Source organism: Reyranella sp., assembly GCF_044224635.1.
Classification (GTDB): domain Bacteria; phylum Pseudomonadota; class Alphaproteobacteria; order Reyranellales; family Reyranellaceae; genus Reyranella.
The window spans coordinates 105,769-132,099 of record NZ_JBGAKA010000004.1 but is presented as its reverse complement, the minus strand read 5'-3'; the positions used below and the strand labels follow the sequence as shown (position 1 = coordinate 132,099).

27 protein-coding genes are annotated in these 26,331 nt (G+C 65.8%); 9 read left to right on the top strand and 18 right to left on the bottom strand.

Annotation, left to right across the window (positions count from 1 at the left end):
- Positions 1-17 precede the first annotated feature (17 nt).
- The 4 genes from ACILR9_RS05630 to ACILR9_RS05615 all read right to left on the bottom strand — a co-directional run bounded on the left by ACILR9_RS05630 (position 18) and on the right by ACILR9_RS05615 (position 4,108).
- On the bottom strand, positions 18-1,307 hold the full coding sequence (locus tag ACILR9_RS05630) for an MFS transporter (RefSeq protein WP_395708917.1): 1,290 nt from the start codon (positions 1,305-1,307) through the stop codon (positions 18-20).
- A gap of 36 nt (positions 1,308-1,343) precedes the next feature.
- The gene (locus ACILR9_RS05625; protein ID WP_395708916.1) at positions 1,344-2,564 is read right to left on the bottom strand and encodes a serine hydrolase domain-containing protein; all 1,221 of its coding nucleotides are present in this window, start codon (positions 2,562-2,564) and stop codon (positions 1,344-1,346) included.
- A gap of 177 nt (positions 2,565-2,741) precedes the next feature.
- A complete protein-coding gene (locus ACILR9_RS05620; protein ID WP_395708915.1) occupies positions 2,742-3,413 on the bottom strand; it encodes an alpha/beta hydrolase in 672 nt (223 codons plus the stop codon).
- Complete coding sequence (locus ACILR9_RS05615; protein ID WP_395708914.1) at positions 3,410-4,108, bottom strand: DNA-3-methyladenine glycosylase family protein; 699 nt, start codon at positions 4,106-4,108, stop codon at positions 3,410-3,412. The genes ACILR9_RS05620 and ACILR9_RS05615 overlap by 4 nt, the downstream gene beginning before the upstream one ends.
- Before the next feature lie 42 nt (positions 4,109-4,150).
- Between ACILR9_RS05615 and gluQRS the strand changes: the two genes are divergently transcribed.
- Complete coding sequence (gene gluQRS / locus ACILR9_RS05610) at positions 4,151-5,005, top strand: tRNA glutamyl-Q(34) synthetase GluQRS (RefSeq protein WP_395708913.1); 855 nt, start codon at positions 4,151-4,153, stop codon at positions 5,003-5,005.
- Between the two features lie 18 nt (positions 5,006-5,023).
- On the opposite strand, the gene ACILR9_RS05605 is transcribed toward gluQRS, so the two are convergent.
- Genes ACILR9_RS05605 through ACILR9_RS05580 form a run of 6 tightly spaced genes read right to left on the bottom strand, consistent with a single transcriptional unit; the run spans position 5,024 to position 9,637 of the window.
- Complete coding sequence (locus ACILR9_RS05605) at positions 5,024-5,251, bottom strand: 4-oxalocrotonate tautomerase family protein (RefSeq protein WP_395708912.1); 228 nt, start codon at positions 5,249-5,251, stop codon at positions 5,024-5,026.
- A gap of 9 nt (positions 5,252-5,260) precedes the next feature.
- Positions 5,261-6,274, bottom strand: a complete 1,014-nt coding sequence (locus ACILR9_RS05600; RefSeq protein WP_395708911.1) for a radical SAM protein — start codon at positions 6,272-6,274, stop codon at positions 5,261-5,263.
- Positions 6,275-6,286: 12 nt separating this feature from the next.
- Positions 6,287-7,735, bottom strand: a complete 1,449-nt coding sequence (locus ACILR9_RS05595; protein ID WP_395708910.1) for a B12-binding domain-containing radical SAM protein — start codon at positions 7,733-7,735, stop codon at positions 6,287-6,289.
- A gap of 1 nt (position 7,736) precedes the next feature.
- Positions 7,737-8,015, bottom strand: a complete 279-nt coding sequence (locus ACILR9_RS05590; RefSeq protein WP_395708909.1) for a PqqD family protein — start codon at positions 8,013-8,015, stop codon at positions 7,737-7,739.
- On the bottom strand, positions 8,012-9,061 hold the full coding sequence (locus tag ACILR9_RS05585; protein ID WP_395708908.1) for a radical SAM protein: 1,050 nt from the start codon (positions 9,059-9,061) through the stop codon (positions 8,012-8,014). Before ACILR9_RS05585 ends, ACILR9_RS05590 begins: the two co-directional genes overlap by 4 nt.
- A gap of 48 nt (positions 9,062-9,109) precedes the next feature.
- Positions 9,110-9,637 (bottom strand): nuclear transport factor 2 family protein, encoded by a 528-nt coding sequence (locus ACILR9_RS05580; RefSeq protein ID WP_395708907.1) that lies wholly within the window; start codon positions 9,635-9,637, stop codon positions 9,110-9,112.
- Positions 9,638-9,915: 278 nt separating this feature from the next.
- Between ACILR9_RS05580 and ACILR9_RS05575 the strand changes: the two genes are divergently transcribed.
- Together ACILR9_RS05575 and ACILR9_RS05570 are read left to right on the top strand one after the other, a co-directional pair.
- Entirely contained in the window at positions 9,916-11,073 is a 1,158-nt protein-coding gene (locus ACILR9_RS05575; protein ID WP_395708906.1) for an aromatic ring-hydroxylating dioxygenase subunit alpha, read from the top strand.
- On the top strand, positions 11,073-12,176 hold the full coding sequence (locus ACILR9_RS05570; protein WP_395708905.1) for a 5-methyltetrahydropteroyltriglutamate--homocysteine S-methyltransferase: 1,104 nt from the start codon (positions 11,073-11,075) through the stop codon (positions 12,174-12,176). Before ACILR9_RS05575 ends, ACILR9_RS05570 begins: the two co-directional genes overlap by 1 nt.
- Before the next feature lie 50 nt (positions 12,177-12,226).
- Here the strand turns inward: ACILR9_RS05570 and ACILR9_RS05565 are convergent, their stop codons facing one another.
- Together ACILR9_RS05565 and ACILR9_RS05560 are read right to left on the bottom strand one after the other, a co-directional pair.
- Positions 12,227-12,781, bottom strand: a complete 555-nt coding sequence (locus ACILR9_RS05565) for a hypothetical protein (protein WP_395708904.1) — start codon at positions 12,779-12,781, stop codon at positions 12,227-12,229.
- 5 nt (positions 12,782-12,786) lie between these two features.
- On the bottom strand, positions 12,787-13,017 hold the full coding sequence (locus ACILR9_RS05560; RefSeq protein ID WP_395708903.1) for a hypothetical protein: 231 nt from the start codon (positions 13,015-13,017) through the stop codon (positions 12,787-12,789).
- Positions 13,018-13,058: 41 nt separating this feature from the next.
- On the opposite strand from ACILR9_RS05560, the gene ACILR9_RS05555 reads away from it, so the two are divergent.
- Positions 13,059-13,355, top strand: coding sequence for a hypothetical protein (locus ACILR9_RS05555; RefSeq protein WP_395708902.1), 297 nt, complete (start codon positions 13,059-13,061; stop codon positions 13,353-13,355).
- Positions 13,356-13,559: 204 nt separating this feature from the next.
- On the opposite strand, the gene ACILR9_RS05550 is transcribed toward ACILR9_RS05555, so the two are convergent.
- The 5 genes from ACILR9_RS05550 to ACILR9_RS05530 all read right to left on the bottom strand — a co-directional run bounded on the left by ACILR9_RS05550 (position 13,560) and on the right by ACILR9_RS05530 (position 19,494).
- Positions 13,560-14,981, bottom strand: a complete 1,422-nt coding sequence (locus ACILR9_RS05550; RefSeq protein WP_395708901.1) for an amidase — start codon at positions 14,979-14,981, stop codon at positions 13,560-13,562.
- Positions 14,981-16,390, bottom strand: a complete 1,410-nt coding sequence (locus ACILR9_RS05545; RefSeq protein WP_395708900.1) for an amidase — start codon at positions 16,388-16,390, stop codon at positions 14,981-14,983. Before ACILR9_RS05545 ends, ACILR9_RS05550 begins: the two co-directional genes overlap by 1 nt.
- Complete coding sequence (locus ACILR9_RS05540) at positions 16,387-17,784, bottom strand: tetratricopeptide repeat protein (protein WP_395708899.1); 1,398 nt, start codon at positions 17,782-17,784, stop codon at positions 16,387-16,389. The genes ACILR9_RS05545 and ACILR9_RS05540 overlap by 4 nt, the downstream gene beginning before the upstream one ends.
- Before the next feature lie 238 nt (positions 17,785-18,022).
- Positions 18,023-18,394 carry a hypothetical protein gene (locus tag ACILR9_RS05535; protein ID WP_395708898.1) on the bottom strand — a complete coding sequence of 124 codons (372 nt, stop codon included), beginning with the start codon at positions 18,392-18,394 and terminating at the stop codon, positions 18,023-18,025.
- Positions 18,395-18,588: 194 nt separating this feature from the next.
- A complete protein-coding gene (locus ACILR9_RS05530) occupies positions 18,589-19,494 on the bottom strand; it encodes a DUF4743 domain-containing protein (protein WP_395708897.1) in 906 nt (301 codons plus the stop codon).
- A 44-nt stretch (positions 19,495-19,538) separates the two neighbouring features.
- Here ACILR9_RS05530 and ACILR9_RS05525 point away from each other — a divergent pair, with 44 nt between their 5' ends.
- Entirely contained in the window at positions 19,539-19,907 is a 369-nt protein-coding gene (locus ACILR9_RS05525) for a hypothetical protein (RefSeq protein ID WP_395708896.1), read from the top strand.
- A gap of 188 nt (positions 19,908-20,095) precedes the next feature.
- On the opposite strand, the gene ACILR9_RS05520 is transcribed toward ACILR9_RS05525, so the two are convergent.
- Complete coding sequence (locus tag ACILR9_RS05520; protein ID WP_395708895.1) at positions 20,096-22,093, bottom strand: methylmalonyl-CoA mutase family protein; 1,998 nt, start codon at positions 22,091-22,093, stop codon at positions 20,096-20,098.
- Positions 22,094-22,195: 102 nt separating this feature from the next.
- On the opposite strand from ACILR9_RS05520, the gene ACILR9_RS05515 reads away from it, so the two are divergent.
- From ACILR9_RS05515 to ACILR9_RS05500, 4 genes are all read left to right on the top strand, one after another.
- Positions 22,196-23,386: a YjgN family protein gene (locus ACILR9_RS05515; protein WP_395708894.1), complete on the top strand. Its 1,191-nt coding sequence runs from the start codon at positions 22,196-22,198 to the stop codon at positions 23,384-23,386.
- On the top strand, positions 23,386-24,456 hold the full coding sequence (locus ACILR9_RS05510; protein ID WP_395708893.1) for a M48 family metallopeptidase: 1,071 nt from the start codon (positions 23,386-23,388) through the stop codon (positions 24,454-24,456). The genes ACILR9_RS05515 and ACILR9_RS05510 overlap by 1 nt, the downstream gene beginning before the upstream one ends.
- Before the next feature lie 101 nt (positions 24,457-24,557).
- Complete coding sequence (locus tag ACILR9_RS05505) at positions 24,558-24,815, top strand: hypothetical protein (RefSeq protein ID WP_395708892.1); 258 nt, start codon at positions 24,558-24,560, stop codon at positions 24,813-24,815.
- Between the two features lie 92 nt (positions 24,816-24,907).
- Positions 24,908-26,329 carry a patatin-like phospholipase family protein gene (locus ACILR9_RS05500; RefSeq protein WP_395708891.1) on the top strand — a complete coding sequence of 474 codons (1,422 nt, stop codon included), beginning with the start codon at positions 24,908-24,910 and terminating at the stop codon, positions 26,327-26,329.
- Positions 26,330-26,331 lie beyond the last annotated feature (2 nt).

Below are 26,331 nucleotides of genomic sequence, written 5' to 3'. Positions count from 1 at the left end.
CTGGCGGGCCTCGACGATCAATGCTCCAGGATCTGCCGCGCTGTTTCCGGCCGGCCCTCCAGGCGACGGAAGTAGAGGTGGCCGGCGATGCCCATCGCCAGGAGCAGCAGGCCAAAATAGAACTCGGTGTGGGTCGGGCCGATCAGGTCGAACAGCGGGGTGGCGGCGAGATTGAACACCAGCATCGACGCCGCCATGATCGCCAGCCGCAGACGGAAGACGCGGGCGATCTCGACGCCGCGATAGACGGTCTGCATCCGGGTGATCATCGGGATGAAGTAGAACGGCCCGCCGAAGCCCGAGATCAGGGCGGCCGCCATCATCGCGGGCAGCTTGAACGGATTGTCGAGGCTCCAGGCGGCGAGCGCCAGCAGGACGAAGCCCGTTCCCATGGCGACGTAGCCCAGGAACATGGTCTGCAAGGGCTTCTGGAACTTGACGCTGCCGGCCACCAGGTTGCCGACCACGTCGCCGACGCCGCAGGTTCCGATGATCAGGCCCAGCGCGGCGAGCCCGTGGAGGCCGAACAAATGCGGGTCGTGCTCGAGCACGATGAGCGTGATGGCAAGCTGCAGGGCGACGCTCCACGGGCCGTTGGCGAAGGCGTTGACCAGCAACAGGACGCCGGTGATGGGCTCGCGCAACATCAGGCGCGCGCCATCGAGCAGGGCATCCCAGGCGCCGCGCCAGCCGGCGCGTGACGGCCGCGGCGGCACGCTGGGATCGTAGGTCCTGTCTCGCACGGCCCACACCGCGACGGCCGAGAGCACGAAGCCCACCGCCGTGACCGACAGGAAATGGATCACCGGCAGGAGAGCGTTCAGCACCGCGGCCAGCATCGGCCCGACCAGCCGCGCCAGCCGCCAGGTGGCGTCGAACAGGCCATTGATCGCCTGCATCTCGTTGCGGTTGGGCACCAGCACCGGGACCGCCGACTGCAACGCCGGCGTGAACACCATGCGCAAGCCGGCGAGCCCCATTACCGACAGGATCAGCAGCGGGATCGAGATGCCCCAGACGTAGTAACCGCCGACCGGCAGGAGGGCGAGCACGGCGCTCGCATACTTGGCGCCGATCATGGCGCGGTCGGCACGCCAGCGATCGAACAGCGAGGCGCCGATCAGCCCGATCACCAGCATGGCGCCGTATTGCGCAGCGTTGACGTAGCCTGCGGCATTGCCGATCTGCTCGGCGGCGATCCACACCACGGCGACCCGGAACAGGTCCTCGCCGATGGTTGAGGCGGCGAGCCCCGACCAGATCGTGGCAATACCAGAGTCCTTGAGCGGACGAAGGACGGCGATCATCGGATTATTGGTTCAGCGAATTAGCCGGCTCACAGATCAGCGGATCCACACCCCGCCATCCTTGCTGCGGTAGCCGAGCGACTGGTAGGTGGCGTCGACCAGCGACTGGCCGCGCTTGTTCATCAGGATACCGGGACCCATCTGGTTCATCGTATAGCCGAAAGACAGGCCGGCCGCCGGATCGGCGAAGCCCAGCGAACCGCCGGCACCGACATGGCCGAAGGCGGCGCTGCCCAGGATCACGCTGTCGACATCCTCGCCGAACAGCTTGGCTCCGACGCTGCGCTTGCGATTGTCCATCGACTTCATGAAGCCCAGCGCAAAGCGCGTCGGGATGCGCAAGGTGGCGTCGTCGTGCGTTGCCATCGAGACCTCGCCCATGCGGGCGAGCGTCGTCGCGTCGACCAGGGATCCGCCGCCGTTGGCCAGCGGCTGGTACATGCCGGCAAGGCCGCGCGCGTTGGTGACGCCATTGGCGGCGCCGATCTCGGCGGCGCGGCCGGCCCGCGTGTTGGCACCGCCTGCCCGCCAGGCGCCGACATTCATGTAGAACAGGAACGGGATCGATTGCTTGTCGGTGGCGAGGTCGCGCAGGAATGGCGTCTTGGCGTCCTCGGCCTTGAGCGGGTAGGCGAGGATCGGCGCGACGCGCGGCTCGATGGCTTCCGGCAGGCCGATCCAGAAATCGAGCCCGAGCGGCCCTGCGATCTCTTGGCGGAAAAACGTGCCCAGCGGCTTGCCGCTCGCCCGACGCACCATCTCGCCGACCGTCCAGCCGAAGGTGAAGCCGTGATAGCCGTTGCGCGTGCCGGGCTGCCAGAACGGCTGCTCGGCCGCGAGCAGGCCGGTCATGTGGTCCCAGTCGTAGGGGCCGCTGTCCTTGAGGCGGGCGCGGAGCGCCGGCACGCCCGCCGAATGGTCGAGCATCATGCGCGTGGTGACGTGCTCCTTGCCGTTCTGGCCGAACTCGGGCCACAGCTCGACCACCGGCGCGTCGAGATCAAGCTGGCCGCGGCTCGCCAGCACGTGGGCGCACAGCGCCGTCGCGCCCTTGGTGCAGGAGAACACCACGCTCACCGTGTCGGCCTCCCACGCCGCGCCGGTCTTGGGATCGGCAATGCCGCCCCACAGATCGACGACGGTCTCGCCATCGACCGTTACGCACACCGAGGCGCCGACCTCGCCGTTTTTCTGCAGGTTCTCGACGAAAGCCTCGGCGACGCGCTCGAAGCCCGGCTTGCAAATTTCCTGGGTCATCCGACTCAATCTTCTCTTCAAGTCATGTTCCTCTCCCCCGCTATGAGCGGGTTCGGCTTCGCCGAGCCGCGCCTGTGGGGGAGAGGCTGGGTGAGGGGGCGACGACGTGCCCAACCCCCTCACCCAACCTCGCCCAATCGGCGGAGAGGAGCTCGAATTGGGTGGACACACATGCCCTCATCCCGGCATCGGCAGCTTGAGGGCCTCGAGCAGGAAGCGGGCGGCGTTCGACAGGGCGGTCTCGTCGATGCCGTGGCCGACGCCGGGCGAGATGTGAACGCCGACTCGGAGGCCGTTCTGCTCCAGTGCCTCGGCGGCGCGCTCGGTCAGCACATGCGGCAGCATCTCGTCGCTGTCGCCGTGCGCCAGCAGGATCGGCGGCCGCGATCGCAGCTCGGCCTTGAGGACCTCCGGACCGGCCAGCATGCCGGAGAAGCCGACGATGCCGGCCAAGCGGTTGCGTCGCCGCAGGCCGACATGCAGCGCCATCATCGTGCCCTGGGAGAAGCCGACCAGGCAGGTCTTGCTTTCGTCGAGCCCGTATTCGGCGAGCTTCTCGTCGATGAAGGCATCGACGAACGGCGCGGCGGCGCGCACGCCGGCCAGCGTCGCCGCCGGATCGAGGCGCGTGATCGGGAACCACTGATAGCCGTAGGGGTTGCCGTCGCACGGGTAGGGAGCGTTGGGCGAATGGAACACGACGTCGGGCATCAGCGGGCTCAGCACCGGCGCCAGCCCGATCAGGTCGTTGCCGTCGGCGCCGTAGCCGTGCAGCAGGATCACGAGATGGCCCAGCTTGCCGCCATTCTGCGGGCCGTGGCTGGGACCGTCGAGCTTGATGTCGGTCATTTCCTCTTTGCTTTCGTCAGTGGCCCGGCCTTCTTCGTGGCTGGCTTGGGCTTCGGCTCGCGAGCGCTCCAGTCCGGCATGTTGCGACGATAGTGCCAGAGCAGCAGCGCCGCGGCACTGCGCCAGGGACGCCACTGCTCTGCGATTTTGACCAAGCGCTTGGCGTCGGGCCGCTTGCGCAGGTTCTTGAGATGCTGCGCGGCGATCACCAGGCCGAGATCGAGGCCCGGCATGATGTCGGGCCGGCCATGGGCAAACATCAGGTAGATCTCGGCCGTCCAGCGGCCGATCCCCTTGGCTTGGCACAGCATGGCAATGGCCGTTTCGTCGTCGAGCGTGTCGAGGACCGCGAAATCGATGCGGCCCTCGACGATGTCTGTGGCGAGGCTGCGGCCGTAGCGCATCTTGGCGCCCGACAGGCCGACCGCGCGCAGCTGCTCGTCGCCGAGCGCCAGGAACTCGGCCGGCGCCATGCTCGGCACCGCCTCTTCCAGCCGCAGCCAGATGCTGCGGGCGGCATGCACCGAGACCTGCTGGCCGATGATGGCGCGCATCAGGCCGTTGAAGCCGCGCGGCACCTCGCGCAGCGCGGGATGCCCGACCTCGGCGATCGCGCGCGCGAAATCGGCATCGATCTCGGCGAGATGCGCCATGGCCGTCGCGAGATTGGAGGCGTCGAGGATCACTTGAGCCATGGCCCGGGCATAGCACGGCGGCGCAAGCGCCTGTAACGTCGGATGATGTCCCTGATTACGCGTTTTGCCCCCAGCCCGACCGGCGAGCTGCATCTCGGCTCGGCCTATTCGGCGTGGACCGGTTGGCATCGCGCGCATGAGGCGGGCGGGACCTTCCTGGTGCGCATCGAGGACATCGATATCAGGCGCTGCAAGCGGCAGTTCGAGATGGCGATCCTGGCCGATCTGCAGTGGCTTGGCTTCACGTGGGACGGCGAGGTGCGCCGCCAGTCCGATCACTTCGCCGACTATGGCAAGGTGCTCGATGCACTTGATGCGCAGGGGCTGATCTATCCCTGCTTCTGCTCGCGCGCCGACATCGCGGCATCGGTTGGTGCGCCGCATGGGCCCCTCCCGGGGCCAGACGGCCCGCTCTATCCCGGCACTTGCCGGACCCTCCCGCTGCAGGAGCGCCGCGAGCGCCTGCGGGCCGGCCGTGAGCACTGTTTGCGGCTCGATGCCGGGCGCGCGGCCGCGCAGGCCGGGCCGTACCGCTTCTTCGACGAGGTGCGCGGCTGGATCGAGGGCGAGCCCCAGCTGCTTGGCGACGTCGTCATCGCCCGCAAGGACACGCCGACCAGCTACCATCTGTCGGTCGTCGTCGACGATCAGCTGCAAGGCATCACCCTGGTGACGCGCGGCGAGGACGTGCTGGCCTCGACCCACGTGCACGGCCTGCTGCAGAAGCTCCTGGGCTACGACCAGCCGCGCTATGCCCATCACAGGTTGCTGACCGACGCCGCCGGCCGGCGTTTCGCCAAGCGCGACCGCGACATGACGATCCGCGCGATGCGTGAAAGCGGCATGACGCCGCGCCAAGTAGTCGACGCGGCGATCCGTGCCGCCGCCGAAGCCTAGTCGAGACGAGCGTGCCGTCTACGGCTGCTCGCGAAAGCGCTTTTCCTTTGCCGCGAGCTCCGGGAACGCATCGGTCAGCAGTTTCCCGCCGACTGCGACGTTGTCGTAGGAATGTTCCTCGAAGTGGATGGTCAGGAGGTCGGCCGAATGACCTGTCGTGGCTTCAAAGGCCTGCGTCACCGCTTTTGCGCAAGCGACCTTTGTCTCGCGGGACAAGCGCGGTGAATAGATGACGATATGGGGCATGGCGACCGCTCACTTGCTCATGGGAGCCTCAGCTGCTCCCCCATCAGGTAGCATCCAACAGTAAGGGTCTTCGGCCATCATGTCACCGGTCACCGCCCAGGCCGCTGCCCGACAGCCGCCGCAACTCTCGCGGTACCGGCAATCACCGCAGCGACCCTTCACTTCGCGAGACTTGAGTGTCGCAACGGTCGCCGACCTTGACCAGATCGTCCTCAGGCGCTGGGAGCGAAGATTGCCCAATGACAAGGGAAACATGACGCAGGGCGTGACGTCGCCACGGGCGGTGATGCAGCCGATACTCATACCCGCCTGACAGCCACCGCGGCAGTCGGCGGCCGACGGTGCCAGGGCGGCCAGGCCGGACGAATGCGCCGTGAGGTGCAGATCGGGATGACGCCGCTTGGCGGCGAGCCACGTCTCCAGCAGGTGCTTCGCGAGCGATGGTTGGAGACCCTCGCTGAGCGAGCCACGGCCGGTCGGCACGAACTGGGACAGATTGACTCCGTCCACGCCCAGCGTTACCGCAAGCTCAATCATTTCCGGAAAGAGATGAGCGTTGCTGCGCATCGCGGTGAAGCAGATGTTCGTCCGCAGACCCGCCTCGACACTGTGCTGGATGGCGGTGATCGCCTTGTCGAACGATCCCGGCCCTCGGATACGCTCGTGAGCCGACCGCGTGCCGTCCAGGCTGACCTGTAGTCGATCAAGTCCGGACATCTTGATCGATTGAGCGCGGCGATGAGTCAAGGCATAGCCATTGGTGCTGGTGCCGGTTGAGAAGCCAAGTTCCTTGGCGAACGCCACGAGCTCTTCGAGATCACGCCTAAGGAGCGGCTCGCCACCCGAGAAAGCGACGTCGACGACGCCCACGTCCACCATCTGCGCCAGGACGTCGCGAGCTTCGGAGGTCGAAAAGCCGGCCGAGGAATGGGCATCGGCGTTCGACGAGCAATGGGTGCAGGCGAGATTGCACTTGTTGCCGAGGATGAGCACGAAGTGCAACGGAAACGATGCGGCAAACATGGTTCCCTCCGTTCAGAGGAACGACTGGCGTATTCGCGCCTCGACGTCGATCAAGTCCAGCCTGCGTGCCGAGCCGGCGTATGCCTTGCGCAGCAGTGGAAGCTTGTCGACGATGAAGCCACGTAGCCGTAGCGCCCGCGCGGTTATCTCGTCGCGCGACGCGTCGTCTGACTCGTGGGCGATTGCGTCGGAAAACATGACCGCTTCCGCGAGGGTGATGTCGGAGAAGACAGCATAATCGGAGAAGCTGGTGAAGCGCCGCTGGATGCCGAAACGCTTCGGATTCTTGTGGATCTCGGTCTGTGGGAACAAGATCAGCGGACTCACCCAGCGCGGTATTCCGCCGGCTTCCATGGTTCGTTCGATGAGCTGTTCACTCTCGTGCACGGCGTCGAGGTCTTCGCCGGGAAGACCGACCATCCACCATGTGTAGGGCTCGAGTCCGGCAGAGACAGCATCCAATATTCGCGAGACCGCCAGATCGGGATCGAGTCGTCGATTGTTGAGTGCGGCTACCCGCACAGAGCCCGTCTCGACACCGTAGTCGATGCTGCCACGCTCGCAACAGCCTGCCAGCGCCGCCATTCCTGCTTTCGTGTAACTATCGGGATGGGCAAAGATATTGAGATGTGCGGGACGTATCCCTCGGCGCACCAGAGCGTCGGCAAGAGCTACGAGCCTGCGATCACCGCCGACGAAGAAATTGTCCTGGATCGTGAATCGATGGATACCTTCTTCCGCCAGCGCCTCGATCTGTGCGACGATCCTGTCTGGCGTATGGAAGCGCAGCTTGGCACGGCCTTGCATCTGACCGATGACGGGTTCGACGCACCAGGCGCAGCGGAATGGACAGGCGCCTCGAGCCGTCGAAAGGGCGGCGACGTCGGGCTGAAGCGGTGCCGGTCTGAGGCTCTGGTAGCTGTAGACCGGCAGCGAATCGAGATCTTCGACGACTTGCGGTGGCTCGGCCGCAATGCCGCATTGATGGAGGCCGGGAACGTGCTCCGGAATGGGCCTGCCGGTCGACAGAGCCGTTGCGATACGCAGGAGTGGCAATTCGGCCTCGCCGCGAATGACGCCGTCGAGGACGTCGGCATGATCGTTGGCGATCTCGTCGGCGAACAGGCTGGCATGCTGGCCACCGACGATGATCGGCATGTCGGGCCGGAGGCTGCGCAGGCGTCGCGCCGTCTCGACGGCGCCCCTGCTGAAATGGACCCAGTTGAGGCCGATTGCCGTGAACAGTGGTTCCTTGTCGAGAATGAACCTCATGACTTCGTCGGGCGATGCGCCGCGATGGAGCATCAGAGGTATGTGAACGCCTTCGACTGCAAAGCCCGCCGACTCCAGCCATGCAGCATTGGCGAGAATCCCGAGGCCGAACTGCTTGTCGTCAAGGCATGGCGAGGGATTGTCGAATGATGCCGGCGGTTGGATCAGCAGGATCGCGTGGGTGGGCATGTCAGTACATGACAACGAGGTGCCGCTTCTTCAGGCTGCAGAGAAACGACACGATGTCCGGCGGCGAGACCAGGGGCTGCCCTTCGACCGCGAGGCTGCAGGCGTCCTTCACGACGTCGTCGATTGTCCGTCCGTCGCACAGGTCGAAAACCTTCTTGCCGAGCTCGTCCAGCATATGCAGCTGGTCGGTTTTCGGATTGTACAGAAGGTAGTGGCCTTCGTTCTCGGCGCGACAACGAATCCTCGGAGCCTTCTCAACTGACGAGAAATATTCGGTCATGACTTCGCCTCCCGTACCCCCATCCGTCGGTTCTCCAGCTCGGCGAATTCCGGCCTGATCCAGCAAGTGGGATCACCCAGGTAGGCGTCGCCAAAGTGGGCAAAGCTTGCGGCGCGGCAGCCGCCGCACCGGTCGAGATGCTCGCAGCCGGCGCAGTTGCCACCGCGAATGTTGGCACGATCCCGAATTTTGTGGAGCTCTGGTGCGTTCTTCCAGATGTCGACGAAGCGCTGTGTCCTGAGGTTGCCGACCGGGACGGGTAGGACTACGCATGGCGTCACGTCGTGATCGATGGTGATCCGACAGTGGGTGTAGCCTGCACCGCAGCCCTTGTAGGGATCGGCCTCGGCCCCGGGCAGGAGCAGCGCGACGCGGCAGTCGTGCCAATCGACCTCGATCTTGCCCTTCCAGGCATCGGCCGCGCTCGTCCAGCGCGATAGCAGTGCGCCAAGCTCGGCCGGCCGCGGCATCAATTCCACGCCGCCGCGGGAAGTGTAAACGTATTCTGTGAGATTGATCTTCTTGGCGCCGAGATCGTAGGCGAGAGCGATGAGGCTTTCGGCTTGCGACAGGTTCGGCCGCATCGGCGTGTAGTTGACGGTCACCCGCACTCCCAGCCCCGAAAGGCGGCGTACCGCCTCACAGGCCTTCGCGAAGATATGAGGAACTCCCCGGATTTTCTCGTGCACTTCCGAGGAGGCGCCATCGAGACTGACGCTGACGTTCGCCACGCCAAGCTCCTTGATGCGTCGTGCGACGTCGTCCGTGACCTTGATGCCGTTGGTCGCAAACGTGACTTGCAGGCCGCGACCGACGGCGTGTTCGACGATCCTTTCCCAATCGGGCCGGAGCAGGAACTCGCCGCCCGACAACGCGAGGATGATGACGCCGGCGTCGGCCAGCTCATCGACCAAGTCGAGGCATTCCGCGAGCTGCCAATAGACTGGTCCGTGCCCGAATAGGGCATCGGAATAACAATGCATGCACTTCGCGTTGCAGTCGAGCGTTGTTTCCCAGACTACGTAGAGCGGAATCGCGAGCTTCATGGAACTCTCCTCCGGGTATCGACGGGATACCGAGGTCAGTGCGGTCGTTCAGGCGACCATCCAGGCCATCGCCGAAAGCCTGCCCATATCCTCGACCTTCAGGTTTCCAAGCGGCGCGACCTCAGACTTGTCGGGCGCGCCGACGTGGATCCTCAACTCGGCAATGCGGCCGTCGCGCATCGTGAAATTGTGAGTGAAGGGCACCTGCAGGCCCTCGTCGTCGTGGGTGACGACGTAGCGGATGCCGCTTGCGACGACATGGTCGGCACTCTTGGCATTCGCCACATCGACCGCCGAGACGTTGACGGCGATCTCACCATGCACGCCCTTCGCGCGTTGCTCGTAGAACCCGGCGATCTCACGTGATCCCTGATAGGATTTTTCTTCGCCGATCGGCTTGCCGCTGATGCTCAGCCGGCCGTCGTCATGCCAAAGGGCCATGATGCGGCCGGTTTCGAAAGCTTTCTGAGACGTGGCGGCCTTGTCCATCGCCTTGACCGCGGCGAAGTACCTTCTGATGACCGCCAGATTGTCGAAAGGTACGAGGTTGGATCGTGCAAGGTCATTGAATTTCATGGTCAATCTCCCTACCGAAGGTAGTATCGTGTGAGGCGCAGCATGATGTTGCTTTGACTTGGATCAAGCGGGCTGCAGGAGCAACCGCAGGCGGGTCAGATCCGCCGGGGATAGGAGGCCAAGTGTCTGCGTGAAAGCAGATGCTGGCGGCTGCGATAGCGGCGCCTCGGTTGGCGAAATCAGGGCTCGTGGCGCTTTGCCGCATGCGGGCGTTGGTTTTCGGCCTCCTGAATGCATGACGCCTGGAGCGTCCGGCACACAGCGACTAAGCTTCCCGCATGCAGAGACCGCAAGAACTGGCCGTCGGAAGGCGGCTGCTCGGCCATATCGACGGCCGCACCACTGACCTCGCAGAGGACATGTTCCGCAATCGCGTCACGGCCTATTCGTGCCGCGAGCGGGCTGGACTCGAGCGCGACAGGCTGTTCCGCGAGCGTCCGATCTTCATGGGGCTCAGCACGCGGCTCGCCAGGCCGGGCGACTATCTGGCCGAGGATGTCGCCGGCATGCCCATCCTGATGACCCGTGCGCCGGACGGTGAGGTTCGGGCGTTCGCCAACATCTGCCGCCATCGCGGCGCCCCTCTCGCACAGGGCTGCGGCAACGCCCGCGCCTTCGTCTGCCCGTATCACGGCTGGACCTACGATTTGGCCGGCAAGCTCCTGGGGACCACCGACAAGGTGGGCTTTGCCGGGCTCGATCTCGCCGGGCATGGGCTCGCCCGCCTGCCAGCGGCGGAGAAGCATGGCATGATGTACGTGCGGCCGCGTCCGCTCGCGCCGGGCGAGAGTGCCGTGATCGACGTCGAGCGAGAGCTTGGCGCATTTGCAGCCGATTTGGACGCGCTGCGGCTCGACACCTATCCGATCTACTCGGTCGATCGTATCGCGCCGCGCATCAACTGGAAGTTCGCCATCGACACCTTCCTCGAGGGCTACCACATCCCGCATCTGCACAGGAAAACCATCGCGCCGTACTTCATCGGCAATTGCGGCACGTTCGACGGCGCCGGCCTGCACGGGCGCATGTGCGTGGCGCGCACCTCGATCGACAAGGTGCGCGCGCTGCCCGAGGACGAACGCGACTACCGTCCGCACGTCATCTCGGTCTACCAGCTCTTTCCCAACACCATCCTGATCTGGCAGGTCGACCATATCGAGATCTGGCGCGCCTTCCCGGGCCGCGACGATGCCAGCCGTTGCGATGTCGAGATGACGATCTACAAGCCGGCCGACAGCACGCGGCCCGATGCCTACTGGGAGAAAAACCGCGACATCGCCATCCGCACCGTGATGGAAGAGGATTTCCCGTTGGGCGAGCGCATGCAGATCGGATTCGAGTCAGGCGGTACCGAAGAAGTCGTCTACGGTCGCAACGAGCCCTCGCTCGTCCATTTCCACAGCTCGATCCGCAACGCCCTGGGAGTGGCCGCCTGATGCAACGAACCCAGCCTCCGTTTCGCGCCGACCAGGTCGGCAGCCTGCTGCGCAGCGCGCCGGTCAAGGAAGCGCGCGCCAGGCGACTCGCGGGCGAGATTGATGCGGCCGGCTTGAAGGCGGTCGAGGACGCCGAGATCAGCAAGCTCGTTGCCCGCCAGGAGGCGATCGGCCTGCAGGCGGTGACCGACGGCGAGTTCCGCCGCTCATGGTGGCACTACGATTTCCTGGCCAAGCTCGACGGTGTCGAGCTCGTGAGCGTCACCCAGGGCCTGCAGTTCAAGGGCACGCAGACCAAGGCCGAGGGCCTGCACGTCCATGGCCGCATCGACTTCTCATCGAGCCATCCGATGCTCGATCATTTCCGCTACCTGAAGTCGGTGGCCCAGGCGGTGCCGAAGATGACCATCCCGTCGCCGACGGCGCTGCACTATCGCGGCGGCCGGCAGGCGATCGAAAGGTCGGTCTATCCGGAGATGGAGCCGTTCTTCGCCGACCTCGGCCGCGCCTACGGCAAGGCGGTGCGCGCTTTCGGCGAGGCCGGCTGCACCTACCTGCAGCTCGACGAGGTGTTCGTGGCCTATCTGTGCGACGAGCAACAGCGCGAGTATCTGCGCGGCCGCGGCGACGACCCGGACAGGCTCCTGCATGTCTATGCCGATCTGGTGAACGCGGCCTGCGCCGGTCGCACGCCGGGCATGACAATCTCGATGCATCTCTGCCGCGGCAACTTCCGCTCGACCTGGATGGCGCAGGGCGGCTACGAGCGCATCGCCGACATCCTGTTCAACCAGATGGGTGTCGATGCCTATTTCATGGAATACGATACCGAGCGCGCCGGCGGCTTCGAGCCGCTGCGCTTCCTGCCAAAGGGCAAGCAGGTGGTCCTGGGCGTCATGACCTCGAAGACCGGCGCGCTCGAGAGCAAGGACCAGCTCAAGCGCCGCATCGACGAGGCGGCGAAGTTCGCCCCGATCGACCAGCTCTGCCTCTCGCCGCAATGCGGCTTCGCCAGCACCGAGGAAGGCAACCTGCTGGCCGAGGACGAACAGTGGGCCAAGCTCTCCCGCTGCGTCGAGGTCGCGCGCGAGGTTTGGGGCTAGGCTGGGGCACAAGAAACATGAGCAAAGGTCTCCCGCTGCGCTCGGGAGCGTCACCGTCCCTCGAGCTGTTCGTTCACCCAGATCTGCACTGTGTTGGTCTCGAGGAAATTATGCGCCGCCCTGCGCACCTTGGCGTCGTCGACCGGGCCGACGACGATGGCGACGACGAGGTCGCACTTGTAGGAAACGGCGATGGCATCGGCGAGGCGTTCGCCATCCCGAGTCCTGAGGCGGTAGAGCCGGGCGCGGCCGAACAGGTCGGTGATGCGGATGCGGCTGCCCACCTGCACTGGCACGAAGTGGGGATCGAGCAGGTCGATGTCGGTGACGCGGTCGACCTCCGAATCCTCGACCACGCCGGTGTCGCAATTGCCGCAGAAGCCGAGCTTCAGGCGGACATAGACCTCGAGGTCGAGACCGCGATTGCGCCACGCCTTGCCGTCCGGCCAGGCGTCGCGCGGGAAGGGCCAGGGCATCGACTTCCAGCCCGGTCCGTATTCCGCCACCCAGGCCTTGTACCAATGGCCGATCTCGGAAAATCCGGCGAGCCCGGCCACCATGCCGCCCGCCAACGACGCCTGGATGACGGTGCGCCGCTTGAGCATCGCTCCTACTTCAGGCCCGCCACCTGTCGCGCCGCACCCTCGAGCTCCAGGATGTGCAGCCCGGTGTTGGCGCGGCCGACGATGTAGATGTAGGCGCTGCAGGCCTGCAGGTCACTGCTGCCGACGAGCCGCATGTTGAGGGCTTCCGGCGGCGCACCGATCTTTTGCTGTTGCTGGGCGGCGACAGCGCTTGTCAGAGCCAGGAGACCTGCGACCAACAGTCCGCATCGCGTCATGGCTTCCTCCGGATTCTTGCCGAGTATATACCGTGTGGCCGATGAGCGTCGAAAACCTGTTCCTGTTCTTCCTGGCGTGCGGTGCGGCGACGTTCCCGCTCAGCTTGGTGTTGGTGCGATTGCTTGCCTCCTTCGCGCCGAGCACCAGCCTGTCGCGGCGTATCGAACGGTCGTATGAGCCGGCCCTCAGCCTGTCGCTGGTGATCTGGATCCTCGGTGCCCTGGCTTTCTACGTCGTGGCGTTGCACATCGAGCGCAAGAAGGACTGCCCCGACCAGCACACCAACCAGCTGACGGCCGAGTGCCGCAAAGAGCTCGGCGCCCCCGATCATCGCTAGGCCGGCCGGCGTGGTTGGCGATTTTCACGATGCCAACCGCCATCGCCGGGAGGCGCCTGCCGCCTCCTGGGCGCGTCGCCGTGCTGGCGAGCGCTTCGGCGCGCGCTGCGCGCACCACGATGCAGTGAAAAAACTGGCGTTACTTCGGAAGAAGCTCATGGCTGGGCGCGCGCCCGCCAAGCGCATTTTCAAAGGCGTGACGCCTTAGATCTTGTGCGCCATCGGCGGGGCGGGGATCGGGCGGACTCGTTCGTAGGCGGCGGCGGCGCGCAGTACCAGCGCGTCGCGGGCATGGCCGGAGACGATCTGCAGGCCGATCGGCAGGCCCTCGCGGTCGAGGCCGCAGGGGATCGTGGCGGCCGGCTGGCGCGTCAGGTTGAAGGTGAGCGTGAACGGTGTCCAGCCGATGTCGACACCGTCGCCGCCCCATGCCGCGTTCTCATTCACCGCGAACGCCGTCATCGGCATGGTTGGCGTCAGCAGCAGGTCGTACTTGGCCATGAACTGATTCATGATCACGCCGAGGTGCTGGCGCTGGTGGATCGCCGTCACGACCGTTTCCTGGCCGAGATTGGCGCCGATCTCGGCGGCCTTGAGCAGGCCGGGATCCATCAGGGTGCGCCGTTCCGGCGCGAAGCTCCTGACCAGCATGGCGCTGTTGGACTGCCAATGGGCGTTCAGGATCCGCCGTGGGTCGAGTCCCATGAGGTCGGGCGAGTCCTCGACCACGCGCGCACCCAGGGTCTTGAACACCTTCACCGCACTCTCGACCGCGGCGGCGACGTCGCGATCGATCTTGTCGCGCTCGACGAAGCCGAGATTGGGAGAGTAGGCGATGTGCAGGCCCTTTACGCCCTTGTCGAACCCCTTGAGGTAATTCTCCTCGTCGTCGGGGCGGCCGTAGAGGTCGCGCGGGTCAGGGCGGGCGATCACGTTCATCATCATCGCCGCGTCGCGCACCGTGCGCGTCATCGGCCCGACATGCGACAGCGTGCCTTGCGCGGAGGGCGGGAAAATCGGCACGCGGGCCTGCGTCGCCTTCAGCCCGAACAGGCCGGAGAAGGCGCAGGGAATGCGAATCGAGCCCGCGCCGTCGGAGCCGATGGCGAGATTGCCCATGCCGACCGCCTCGGCGGCGACGCCGCCGCCCGACGAACCTCCCGACGTGCGGCCAATCTTCCACGGATTGTGGGTGGCGCCGAACAGCGGCGAGTCGGTCACGCCCTTCCAGCCGTGATCCGGCGAGGTCGTCTTGCCGAGCAGCACCGTGCCGGCGGCGCGCAGATGCGCCGACACCGGCGCGTCGACCGTCCACGGGCCGTCGGCATTGGTCGCCATGCTGCCCATGCGCGTCGGCATGCCCTTGGTCTGCACCATGTCCTTGATGGTGATCGGCACGCCGTCGATGTCGGACAGCCGCTTGCCGCCCTTCTTCCAGCGCTTCTCCGAGGCGCGCGCCGCGCGCAGCGCGCCGTCGGGATCGAGATGCTGGAAGGCGTTGAGCTCGGGATTGAACGCCTCGACGCGGGCCAACGCCGCCCGCGTCGCCTCGACCGGCGAGGCCTTGCGCGCCTTGTAGAGCTTCACTAGCTCGTGGGCCGGCATCATTGCTAGATCGGCGGTCATCACTTGGTCTCCGGAAGAGCAGGGAACGTGAGGGGATTGGCTTCGGTGTAGCGGGCGGCAGCACGCAGCACGAGGGCATCGCGATAGTGCCCGGCCACGATATGCAGGCCGATCGGCAGCCCGTCGCGGCTCAGCCCGCATGGTACGGAGGCCGCGGGATGCCGGCTCATGTTGAAAGTTGCGGTATAGGGCGACCACAGGACGTTGCCTTTTCCGTCGGGCCCCCGTGGCAGGTTCTTGCCGGCCTCGAAGGGCTGCACGGCGACCGTTGGCGTCAGCAGCAGATCATACTTGGCGAAGAACTGGTTCCAGGCGATTGCGAGCTCGCGCCGCACCACCTGCGCATTCACCAGGTCCTGCAGGCTGTAGCGAAGCCCGGCCTTGGCCGAGGCCAGCAGGTTTGGATCGAACTCGCCGTGCCGGTTCTCGGGGAAGAGCTGCAGCAGGCGCTGCAGGGCGGAGAGCCAATGCACGACGAAGGCGCGGCTGGCATCGGCATAGGGGAAGGGCGCCTGCGTCTCCTCCACCTTGCACCCGAGGGCAGAGAATTGCTTGGCCGCCCGGGTGACCAGGGAAGCGACCTCGATGTCGACCGGACAATCGCCGAAGCGCAGGACGAAGCCGACCTTGAGCTTCTTCAGATCGCCGTCGAGCTTCTTCGCATAGTTGATGTCGTCGGCGGGCAGGCCGCAGGCGTCGCGCGCATCGGGCCGCGAAATGACGTTCATCATCAGCGCGCAGTCGAGCGCAGTGCGGCACATCGGCCCGGTGTTGGAGAGATCGCCGGTCATCGACGGCGGCCAGGCGGGGACGCGGCCGAATGTGGCCTTGAGCCCGACCAGGCCGCAGAAGCTCGAGGGAATGCGCACCGAGCCGCCGCCGTCGGTGCCGATGGCGATCGGCCCCAGTCCGGCCGCGACGGCCGCGCCGGCGCCGCCCGACGAGCCGCCCGGCGTGCACTCGACGTTCCACGGGTTGCGCGTGATGCCGTTCAGGGGCGAATCGGTCACGCCCTTGTGGCCGTGCTCCGAGCTGGTGCTCTGGGCGAACACGACGGCACCCGCCTCGCGCAGACGGGCGACGGCCGGCGCATCCTCGTCGACCGGGCTCTTGTCGGTAAGCTTGCTGCCCATGCTGGCGGCCCAACCCTTGACACGGACCAGCTCCTTGATCGAGACCGGTACGCCGTCGATCGGCGAAAGCGCCTCATCCTTCTTCCAGCGCCGCTCCGACGCGCGCGCCGCTGTCAGCGCCGCATCGGCATCGACATGGCGAAAGGCGTTGATCGTCGGATTGATCTTCTCGGTGCGGGCCAGCACCGCCTTCATTGCCTCGACCGGCGAGGCCTTGCCTTTGCGATAGAGCGCCGCGAGCCTGGCGGCGGTCAGTTGGGCGAGATCGTCGGTCATTGCGGGCCTCTTGTGCTGTACTTGCGTGCAAGCTGATCGGCCTCGAAATCGGCGAACATCGCCCGCTCGGTGCGGCCGACGCGGCGATAGAGATCGCCCAGCGAGCGCTTGGTCCAGGGAACGGTTGGCCGCTCGCGTTCGGCAGCCTGGAGGAGGGCGATGGCGGCGTCGTTCCAGCCCGAGCGCATCAGGGCGTCGAGATGGATGGCGCCGAACAGCGCCCGCTGCGCGATGCTGCCGCCGATCGACTGGACATGCGGCATGGCGCGCCCGATCAGGGAGGCGGCCTCGGCATGATTGCCGACGGCGTGGGCGGCCAGTCCGTGCGCCATCGGCACGGCGCAGTCGCCCCAGGCTTCGCGCTCGAAGGGTCGCGCGTTCTCGGCGCGCTCCTCGAGGCTCGCCAGCATCTCGGTGACGGCGCTACGCTCGCCGGCGCGCGCCAGGCCATAGAGATACTGCAGGTCGAGGAACGGTGAATAATGCTCGTGCAGGCGCGGCTTCAGAAAGACCGCGAGGTCGGACCAGCGGTTGCCGACATTGAGGCCGCGCAGCTCGAGCCGCGCGAGCAGCGAGACGGCGTTGATCTGGTCCTCGCAGAATTCCTTCCACACGCCCCAGACGCGCTGGTCGTACAGCGTCAGCGCTTCATCGGCGCGATCGAGGTCGATCAGGAAGAGCGCAAGATGCCACCAATTATGGGTGTACATGAAGGAATTGCAGTGCTCCCAGGTGTCGGACATCGCGGTCAGGAAGGCCTCACCTTCGACCAGGCGGCCGCGCGCCTCCAGGCAATGCGCCACCACGTGATGCGCCCATGGGTCGTTGCGGTCGAGCGAGATGGCGTGCTGCGCGATACCCTCGGCCTCGTCGAGACGATGATTTTCGACCAGACCGAAGGCATACATGGCATGGACGAAGCGGTTGTCGCGGCCCGAGTCGAACAGCCGCTCGCCAAAGCGCAGCAGCGTCTGCGCATCGCCGCGGTTGAAGGCATGCAGCTGGCCGAGCTTGCCGGCCAGCAGATCGCGCGGCCAGTGAATCGTCAGATGGTCGAGCCTGTCGAGGGTGCGCTCGATGTCACCGTCGATCCAGGCTTGGGTCGCGGCGAGCCAGGCGCGTTCGCGGTCGTTGGCGTCGGCCCCGTCGCGCGCCAGCGCCCTGGCGCGGGTCAGGTACTGTTTGGCGGCACGATGGCCTTCATCGGAATGCATCGACAGGACGAGGTTGGCCGCCATGAGCGGCAGCAGGGCGCAGCGTTCCTCGCGATCCGCGGCTGCGATGAACCGGGGCAGACGGTTGCCGAAGGCCAGCCATTCGTTGGTCAGGAAATCGAGGGCGGCGATTGCCTCGCCACTGGCGTTGCACACCTCCAAGCCCTGACCGTCCCGCACCAAACCTGCCCCCGCTTTCCGTTGGCCGAGCTTCGCACGGCGTGGCAGCTTGAGCAAAAGCCGGGAAGGGAAAACGACACGCGATCAAGGGGCTCGAGCATCCCGCCGCCAAGCCGAGCGTGTCGTCCGGAGCGTAGTGAAGGACCTTATCGCCGTGGGCTGCTGTCGGCTTCGTAACCCCTGGCAATGAGATCCTTCGCTACGCTCAGGACGACATGACTAACGCGCTGAAGCACTGCTACGATTTCGGCGAGCCGCCGAGGAAGCAGTAGATCATTCCGCTGCGGCTGGCACAGATATGGCTGTTGCCGTCCGGTGCCAGTTGCTGAAGCACGACCCGAGGCGGTACCGGCACCCAGCGGCCGTTGATCAACGCGCGCCAGGTGCCGTCGTCGGCCTGGTAGGCGCGGGTCGGACGGCAATCGCCTTCGACGCCATTGACCGTGCCGTTGCAGCAGGAGTAGCCGGTGCCAGGCTGCTTCAGCTGCTGGTACCAGTCGTGGTTTTCGGCATGGCCTTGGCCATGATGGCCGCTCTGCGACGCCACGGGCCCGATCGCAAGACCGAGCAGGCCGATCGACAGGACAACAGGAAACGCACGTCGAGGCATGGGGGGATGCCATCTCATCGCAGCCAGTCGAGCCAGCGACGTATTCCAAGCGACGCGCCATTCGCTCGGCTGTTTCCGTTGTCGATATGCTACATGAAGATGTGCTGGAAAACGACTGTGAACCGAGTGAGAATTTTCCGGCGAACGTGCGGGCTGAGGCATGAGAAAATACTCCCTCAGCCCATGCAACGCTCTCACGTTTCGCGTGGTTGCGTTGCCTTCAATTCACCGACGATGCGAAGGAAATCAGGATCGTCGGCCGCGAACAGTCCATGGCGGACGAAGAAGTCGATCAGCACGAGATTGCAGTTGTACTTGAAGTCGAACGTGTCGCGGACGGTCTCGAACACGCGTTCCACCGGCCACAATTCGAACGAGTGAACCTCGCCGTCGTTTGCCCTCGGGGTGAACTCCTCCGGCAGCTCGAGATCGAAACACACCATGATGTCGGGCTTGAGCTGTGGACCCGACTGATTCCAATAGCTGACATAGCCCACGGCGCGCGCCCGCTCGGCGAGGGCGCGCGGGATCGAGGCCTCTTCTGCACATTCCTTGATCAGATTGTCGTGCAAGCCGATGCCGGCGGGCTGTCCGCCCGCCACCGTATTGTCGAGCTGCCCCGGGAAGGTCGGCTTGGAATAGGAGCGTCGCGGCACCCAGACATGCAAACCGTCGCGCCGGCGCACATAGCCGGTAAGATGCGGGCCGAAGGCGCGAACGCCGAACCACGGCGCGGCGGCGCGTTCAATCTCCATCAGCGGCGGGCGGCCCCACTGCCAGGTGACGGGATAGGGCTCTTCGCGCCACAACCCCGTGAAATATCCGCGCCCGCGCAGCTCGAGAAGAAAGGCGCGGACGGCAGCAGTCCGCTTCGCGGCTGTGTCCAGCGCGGCCTCGAGATGCCATCCCCCTTCGCGATGCGCGAACAGATCGGGCCGCCGCGCCAGCTCGGGCGCGAAGTCGCGATGGATGAAGCCGGCACGCTCGCTGCCGATGAACCACGGTCCGAACTCGGCGAGACGGGCGTTGTTGCAGCGTTCGATGTGATCGAGGAAGGACATTGGACGCACGAGATAGCCCGGCGATGCTGTGCCTGTCATCCCGCCGGATGACTTGGCGCCGGCACTCTGCGACAGTCGCGGCAATGACCGAAGAAGAGCTGCAAAAGAGTCTCGACGATTTTCTCCCCGCATCGGAACGTCACGACGTGTACGTCGAGGAGTGCGACGGCCAGGATGTTCGCCTGCGCTTTTCGCTCGCGCCGGGCGATCGATGGACGAGCGTCGCCCTGCTGTCGCTGGTAGACACGTCGCTGCGCGCGGCGGCAGGCCTCGATCACGTGCTGTCCCATCTCACCGTTACGGTGCTGCGGCCGGCGCAGGATGCCGATGTGATCTCGCTGTCGCGCGTGATCCGGCGCGACGGCGCCGTCGTCCACGCCGAAACCTGGTTGTTCAGCCACGCCGTGGTCGAACCCATGATCCATGCGACCGCGAGCTTCGAAACCCCGTAGACAGCAGGGCATTTGCATATGGCAAGAAAACCCCGTCATCGCGACCGAAGCCGAGCGTAGCGAGGCATAGGGACCTCTCTTGCTGCGGCATCAACAAGAAAGGTCCTCGCTGTGCTCGGGATGACAGCTGTCCTGGAGCACTGGTTTCATGACAGGTCCCAAAGTGCCGCGCTCCGGCAAGAAGCGGCCTACGCCGCCTCTTTCCAGGCGCCGTCGACCACCGTCACGATGTCGCGCATGATCTGGGTCAGGTCGAAATCCTTGGGCGTGTAGACGCGGGTGACGCCGGCCCCGATCAGCGCCTCGGCGTCGGCCGGCGGGATGATGCCGCCGACCACGACCGGCACGTCGCCGATGCCGGCGCTGCGCATTCCCTCCAGCACCTCGCCGACCAGCGAGACGTGACCGCCCGAGAGGATCGACAGGCCGACGACGTGCACGCTTTCCTCGAGGGCAGCGTTGACGATTCGGTCGGGCGTCAGCCGGATGCCTTCGTAGACCACCTCGATGCCGCAGTCGCGGGCGCGTACGGCGATCTGCTCGGCGCCGTTGGAATGGCCGTCGAGGCCGGGCTTGCCGACCAGCATCTTGATGCGCCGGCCGAGGCGGCGGGAGACGGCTTCGACCTCGCGGCGCACCGTGTCCAGACGGCCGTCGCTCACGCCGGCGGCGCGGCCGACTCCGGTCGGCGCGCGATACTCGCCGAACACCGTGCGCAGCGTGTCGGTCCATTCGCCGGTGGTGATGCCGGCCTTGGCGCAGGCGATCGAGGCCGGCATGACGTTGCGGTCCTCGCGCGCGGCGGCCGCGAGCTCGGCCAGCGCCTTGGTCACGGCGGCGCCGTCGCGCGCGCCGCGCCACGCCTTCAGCCGCTCGACCTGCTCGCGCTCGACCGAAGCGTCGACCGTGAGGATCGCGCCTTCGCCGCTGGCCGACAGGGGAGAGGGCTCGGCCTCTGTGTAGGCATTGACGCCGACCACCGTCTGCTCGCCCACCTCGATGGCGGCGAGCCGCCGCAGGTTGGATTCGACCAGGCGCTGCTTCATGTAGGCGGCCTCGATGGCTTCGACCGCGCCGCCCATGTCGGCGATGCGCGCCATCTCGGCGCTCGCCTCGGCCTTGAGCTCGTCGACCTTGCGGGCGATCTCGCTGCTGCCGTCGAAGATGTCGCCATACTCCAGAAGGTCGGTTTCGAAGGCGACGATCTGCTGCAGCCTGAGCGACCATTGCTGGTCCCACGGCCGCGGCAGGCCGAGCGCCTCGTTCCACGCCGGCAGTTGAACCGAGCGGGCACGGGCGTTCTTGCTCATCACCACGGCCAGCATCTCAAGCAGGATGCGGTAGACGTTGTTCTCCGGCTGCTGCTCGGTGAGGCCGAGCGAGTTGACCTGCACGCCGTAGCGGAACAGCCGTTGCTTGGCGTCGGCGACGCCGTAGCGGGTGCGTGTCAGCTCGTCCCACAGCTCGGCGAACGCCCGCATCTTGCACATCTCGGTGACGAAGCGGATGCCGGCATTGACGAAGAACGAGATGCGGCCGACGACCTGCGGGAAGTCCGCCTCCGGCACCTGGCCGCGCGCCCGCACGGCGTCGAGCACGGCGATGGCGTTGGCGAGCGAGAAGGCGAGCTCCTGCACCGGCGTGGCACCGGCCTCCTGCAGATGATAGCTGCAGACGTTCATCGGGTTCCACTTGGGAACCTCGCGATAGGTGAAGCCGATCGTGTCGGCGGTGAGCCTCAGCGACGGTTCGGGCGGAAAGATATAAGTGCCGCGCGAAAGATATTCCTTGATGATGTCGTTCTGCGTCGTGCCCTGAAGCTTGACCCGCTCGACGCCCTGCGCTTCGGCGGTGGCGATGTAGAGCGACAGCAGCCACGCCGCCGGCGCGTTGATCGTCATCGACGTGTTCATGCGGTCGAGCGGGATTCCGTCGAACAGCGTGCGCATGTCGCCGAGATGGCTGATCGGTACGCCGACCTTGCCGACCTCGCCCTTGGCCAGCGGATGATCGGAGTCGTAGCCGGTCTGGGTCGGCAGATCGAAGGCGACCGACAGGCCGGTCTGGCCGCGCCCCAGGTTGGTGCGATAGAGCTCGTTCGACTTGGCGGCTGTCGAATGCCCGGCGTAGGTGCGGATGAGCCAGGGGCGATCGCGCTGGGATTTGGGAGAGGACTGGGCGGACATGGTGGCGGGCATGGGGTCGGGTGCGTAAACTTCCCTACATCAATCGATGCTGCATTGCAGCATCATTCATTTTGCAATGCAAATGGGTAGAATTCGCCGCCCGTGAACCATCCATCCCCTCCCTGGCACCAGCAGCCGGTCGCTGCGGCTGCGGCCCTGGCGCCGGCGGCGCCCGACCTGACCCCCAGCCGTCCCGTCTATGACGGCCGGCTGGGCGAGCTTTACGCTATCTACCTGCGCCACATCGTGCTGATGCTGCTGACGCTCGGTTGGTCGCGCTTCTGGGGCCGCACGCGCCTGCGTCGCTACCTGTGGAGCCATCTCGCCGTCCTGGGCGATCGCTTCGAGTATCGTGGGCACGGCCGCGAGCTCCTGATCGGCTTCCTGCTGGCGCTGCTCCTGATCGCCGCCTGGGCCGGGTTGATGTGGCTGGTGTGGATCCATGTGTTCCACGAGAGGCCGGTCGCGACATTCGGCGCTTTTGACATCTTCTCGCTGTCGGTCGCGCTGATCGGCTTTCCGCTGGCCTTTGTCGGCCACTATGCCGGCCTGCGCTACCGGCTGTCGCGAACGCGCTGGCGCGGCGTCCGCTGCTGGCTGGTCGGCTCGGCCTGGCGATACGGCGCATCGGCGACGTTCCTCACTTTCCTCAATGCCTGCACCGGCCAGCTGCTGACGCCGGTCGTCTCGGTCAATCTCGCCCGTCCGCGCATCGCCAACGTTCGTTTCGGCACCCTGCCGTTCACCTTCGCCGGCAGCGCCGGCGACATCTACGGCCGCTTCATCGGCTACTACTTCCTCAACATCTTCGCCTGGGCAGTTGCCCTGGTCATCGTGTTCGCCGCCATCGGCGGCACGGTGAGCGAGCTCGGCGTTTCCACCGACGACATCGGCGATCTGCTGGCTCATCCCGACGCGCGGACCGTCCTGATCATTCTCGCGATTGCGATCGGCGCCTATATCCTGTTCGGGCTCCTGATCCTGCCCCTGCGCTGCTGGTGGCAGGCCTATCTGTTCCGATACCTGGTTTCGCACTGCCGCGCCGGCAACGTCCTGTTTGCCACGGCGATCTCGACCCGGCAGATGTGGGGCTTCATGGTGCTGAACTACATGATCGTCCTGGTCACGCTGGGGCTGGGATGGCCGTGGGTCATGCACCGCACGCTGCGCCTGATCGCCAGGGAGCTGTGGATCTATGGCGCACCGGACGGTGCCGCCATCACCCAGCCGACCGATCGAGGTCCGGGCTACGGCGAAGGCCTGCTCGACATGTTCGACGTGGCTGGCGTGTGATGAGTGCGCCGCGCGCCCGCTTCTACGACGGCGTCACCGCCCAGGTGCATCTCGCCGACATTCGCGCCACGGCGAGCGAGCTGGTGATCTACCGGGCCGTCGACTCGGTCGTCCTGGCGCGCTGGCCGATCGCCGATGTCTTCGTGCTGGGCGACATCGAGCACGAAAGGGTGCCGGCGGCCGTCTGCAAGGGCAGCGACGCGCGCCTCGTTGCCGACGATCTCGAATTGCGCCGCCAGCTTGCCCAGCTGATCCCGCACCTGACCGGGCTGGTAGCGCCGCCGGCGCCGGCGGGCGGACGCATCGCGGCTTTCAGCACCGCGCTGGTGGCGCTGCTCGGCGTGTTCTGGTTCGCCGTCGATTACGGCAGCGAGTTCGCCGCCCCGCTGCTGCCCTCCAGCCTGCAGGCCAAGCTGGGCGAAAGCGTCTACGACGAGATCACGGCCGACAAGGAAGAATGCCACGGCAAGGCGGGATTGGCCGCGATCAACGGACTGGCCAATCGGCTCGCCCGGGCGGCGGGCTACGATCAGCCGATCACGGTGCATGTCATCGCCGGCGGGCCGGTCAACGCCTTCACCTTGCCCGGCGGGATCCTGGTGTTCTTTTCCGACCTGATCGACCAGGCCAAGGACAGTTCGCAGGTCGCCGGCGTGCTGGCGCATGAGATCGGCCACGCCGTGCACTATCATCCGACCAAGGGTCTGGTTCGCCAGTTCGGCATCGACCTGATGCTGAAGCTGGTGAGCGGCGGCTATTCCGACGTGGTCGGCACGCTGGGGACGGGTGGCAGCGTGCTGCTCGCCTTGCGCAACGGGCGTGCGTTCGAGCGCGAGGCCGACGCCACCGGCGTCTCGCTGCTCGAGAAGCTCGAGATCCGCGCTGACGGCATTGCGAGCTTCTTCGAGCAGATGATGGAAAAGGAGTCGACGGACATGGCGGCTGCGGCCGGCATCTGGTCGAGCCATCCGCCGACTGCCGAGCGCATCGCCGCGACCAAGCGCCTGCCGGTCGGCCGCCCGGCCTTCACCGAGGCCGAATGGCGGGCGCTGCGAAACGTCTGCAAGTGATGCCCACCCGAGATCGTGTCGATGAACGTGCTTGTGCTAAACTCTGGATTGTATTGTAGTGGGCCGTTTCGTCCCTGAGGGGCCAAGTGAGCGGGGGACACATGATCTTCGTGACAGTGATCGAGCCGCGTGGGCGCCTGATCTACGTCGATAGCGACTACGGCGAGGCCTACGGGCCAACCCCGACCCTGGTCACCCTCGATGCCGGGACGCACTGCATCCAGACGACCACCGGTTCGAGCGGCAAAGGGCTTGTCGACTTCGAGAATGAGATCTTCGACGTACCGGATTTCGATAGCGCTACGATCAACCTCGTGCCGGTCGTTCCGGCCAAGCCCAAGGGCAGTTGCGGAACGTGAGCGTCATGGGACGCTGGTTGCCGTCTCTTGCGCTGGCGTGGTTGACGCTTGGCGCAATCGGCTGTTCCTACCCCGTTCGCAACGAAGCCATCATGGCAGTCGACCAGCCCCGGTACGAGTGGAAGACGTTGCAGCAGAGCGACCTGCCGGACACGCTTGTCATCTTCACGGCTTCCGGTGGCGGCACGCGGGCCGCGGCGCTTGCCATGTCGGTGCTTTCGGCCATGGACAAGGTGAAGGTGCCGGCTCTCCCCTTGGACAAGACCCTCGTCGACAACATCGACATCATATCGTCGGTGTCCGGTGGCAGCGTGACCGCGGCCTATTTCGCGCTCAAGGGAAAGCACGGATTGCCTCGACTGGAGAGCGACTTCGTGCGCCGGGACGGCATATCCGCGCTGCTCGGCGCGGGCCTCAACCCCGTTGGGCTGGCGGCTCTGGCCACGCCGTCCAAGGAGAGGATCGATCTCCTGGTTGATTATCTCGATCGCCAGCTTTTTGCCGGCGAGACTTTCCAGGCGCTCATCGAGCGCAGGAAGCGGCCACTGCTGATCCTCAACGCCGCCGATATGGTCGAAAGCACGCCGTTTCCCTTCACCCAATACACGATGGATCTGTTGTGCAGCGATCTTGCCAGAATGCGGCTTTCGACGGCGGTCGCAGCTTCGGCGGCATTCCCGGTCGCTTTGTCGCCGGTGACGCTCAAGAACTATTCGAAGTGCGACGCCGTGCCGACGCCGGGTTGGATCCGCGAGTCACTCAAGACGCGATGGGACATCAACCCGCCACGCGTCGTATGGGGACGGACGGCGGAGGCCTATGCCTCCGGCAGCAAGAAATATATCCATCTGCTGGACGGTGGCATCGCCGACAATCTGGGCGTCAGCGAGCCGTATCGCCTGCTCACGACTACCGAGGTGCAGCCGAGATTCATGCAGCCGATCGCCGACGGCCATATCAAGAAGATCATCTTTGTCATGGTCAATGCCCGGTCATTTTCACCGTCCAAGCTCGACGACAGTCAGGCTACACCGGGCATGATCGACATGCTGCTGGCCTCCGTCGGCTCGGCAATCGACCGGGCGACCTTCGGCACGGCCGAGCGCATCCGCACCCTGCTTACGGCGCAGTTCCGCGCGGCGGCCGAGGCCGCCGAAGCTGCAGCGGCCAAACCTCCTCAGGCAGGTGAAGCGCCCGACGTTGTACGTCTGCGACGCGAGCTGCTTCTGCAGCAGGCAAGGAATTTCAGGGCCATCGCCGCGAATGCCGCCTTCATCGCCGTCGACTTCGATGCCATCGAGGACGAGCGCTGCCGCAAGGAATTCCACAACATCGCGACGACCTGGACCCTGCCGCAAGAGCAGATCGATGCCCTGAAGGCGATGGGCGAGGCGCTGTTTGCATACAATCGGGATTTTGGGAAGGCAATGCAGGCGCTGGGCGCACAGCCACCGCCCGGTACCTTCGCGACGGTCGACCGTGCCTGCGCGATGCTGGGCAGGCAACGGGGGTGAGA